Below are 2,282 nucleotides of genomic sequence, written 5' to 3' on the forward strand. Positions count from 1 at the left end.
GGCGCTCCCGACGGACGACCCGCGGGTGCTGGCCGCCCGTCGGAACCTCGCCAACGCGTTGTACTGAGGCCCGGGTGCCGCCCGACGTCAGGGCGTGTGCCGCAGCCACACCGCGGCGCGGGGGCCGACGGTGATGCCCGCGGAATGGGTGCGGCCGTGGTGGTGCCGCTCCTCCGCGTTGACCCCGCCCAGGTTGCCGGTTCCCGACCCCTCGTAGGCCGTGGCGTCGGTGTTGAGGATCTCCTCCCAGTACCCGGCCTCGGGCAGACCGATCCGGTAGTCGTCCAGGGTGCGGCCCGAGAAGTTCACCACGCAGGCGATCGTGTTGCCCGCGTGATCGGTACGCAGGAACGACAGCGCGTTGTTCTCCGAGTCGTTGGCGTCGATCCACGAGAACCCCGACGGGTCGTCGTCGAGCGTCCACAGCCCGGGGTTCTCCGCGTAGCGTGCGTTCATGTCCCGGACCGAGGCGAGGATGCCGCGGTGGTACTCGCCCTCCCAGCCCTCGAGGTTCTCCCAGGTGACGCCCTGTTCGTCGTTCCACTCGCCGACCTGACCGAACTCCATCCCCTGGAAGATGAGCTTCTTCCCGGGGTGCGCCCACATGTAGGCGTAGAGTCCACGCAACCCGGCCGCGCGGTCCCACGAGGACCCCGGCATGCGCTGCCACATCGATCCCTTGCCGTGGACCACCTCGTCGTGGCTGAGCGGGAGGACGAACCGCTCGCTCCAGGCGTACATCAAGGAGAAGGTGACCTCGCCGTGGTGGTGTCCCCGGTAGACGGGGTCGAGCCCCACATAGCGCAGCGTGTCGTTCATCCACCCCATGTTCCACTTCATGGAGAACCCGAGACCGCCGGTGTCCGTGGGCGCGGTGACGCCGCCCCAGGAGGTCGACTCCTCGGCGATCATGAGGAATCCGGGGTGCTCCCGGCGCACGGTGGCGTTGACCTCCTGCAGGAACGAGATGGCCTCGAGGTTCTCTCTACCGCCGTAGCGGTTGGGGGTCCACTCGCCCTCGTTCCGCGAGTAGTCCAGGTAGAGCATCGAGGCGACGGCGTCCACGCGCAGGCCGTCGACGTGGAACTCCTCCGCCCAGTACAGGGCGTTGGCCACCAGGAAGTTGCGGACCTCGTGACGACCGAAGTCGAACACGTAGGTGCCCCAGTCGGGCTGCTCACCGCGACGGGGGTCCGCGTGCTCGTACAGCGGGGTCCCGTCGAAGCGGCCGAGGGACCACTCGTCCTTGGGGAAGTGCGCGGGCACCCAGTCCACCAGCACGCCGATGCCGCGCGAGTGCAGGTGGTCGACCACATAGCGCAGGTCGTCCGGGGTGCCGAAACGACTGGTGGGGGCGTAGTAGGAGGACACCTGGTAGCCCCATGACCCGCCGAAGGGATGCTCGGCGACGGGCATCAGCTCGACATGGGTGAAGCCGGTCTCGGTCACGTGGTCGGCCAACTGGTGGGCGAACTCGCGGTAGCCGAGTCCCGGTCTCCAGGAGCCCACGTGGACCTCGAGGACCGTCATCGGGGAGCGCGAGTGGTCGCGCGTCGCCCGGCCGGCGACCCACTCGTCGTCGTTCCACTCGTGGCCGGACGTGAACACCCTGGATCCGGTGGCGGGGGGCACCTCGGTGGCCACCGCGAGCGGATCGGCGTGGTCGACGGTCCGGCCGTCGGCGCCGCGGACGCAGTACTTGTAGACGGCGTCGTCGATCACGTCAGGTACGAACAGTTCCCACACTCCCGAGGCGCCGATCGCACGCATGGGCAGGGCGATCGGGTTCCACCCGCAGAAGTCGCCCACCACGCTGATGCCCCGGGCGTTCGGGGCCCAGACGGCGAAGGACGTCCCGGTGAGGGGCCCCCCGGGGGTGTCGTACGTGCGGACGTGCGCACCGAGGACGGTCCACAGCCGCTCGTGCCGACCCTCGTTGATCAGGTGGAGATCCATCTCGCCGAGAGTGGGCAGGAAGCGGTACCCGTCGGCCACGATCCGCGTGTGCCCGTCCGGGTAGGTCACCCGGAACCGGTAGTCGGGGACGTCCCGCTCGGGCAACCCCGCCCCGAACATGCCGTCGCCGAGCGGTTCCATGGGCACCGTGCGCGTCCCGAGCACGATCTCCACCGAGGTGGCACCGGGCTGCATGGTCCGCACGACCGAACCGGACCCGGTCGGGTGGGCGCCGTAGACCGAGTGCGGGTCGCGGTGGGTGCCGGAGCGGAGCGCGTCGAGCTCCTCGCGGGGGATCCCGCCCGACGGCGCGTCGGGGGCTGCCG

At 70.0% G+C, this 2,282-nt stretch carries 1 protein-coding gene; it reads right to left on the bottom strand.

Going from position 1 to position 2,282, the window contains the following annotated elements:
* Positions 1–87: 87 nt before the first annotated feature.
* Positions 88–2,253, bottom strand: a complete 2,166-nt coding sequence (gene glgB, locus G6018_RS01435) for a 1,4-alpha-glucan branching protein GlgB (RefSeq protein WP_182638528.1) — start codon at positions 2,251–2,253, stop codon at positions 88–90.
* Positions 2,254–2,282: the final 29 nt, after the last annotated feature.

The organism is Dietzia sp. DQ11-44 (assembly GCF_014145205.1).
In the GTDB taxonomy this organism is placed as follows: Bacteria; Actinomycetota; Actinomycetes; order Mycobacteriales; family Mycobacteriaceae; genus Dietzia; species Dietzia natronolimnaea.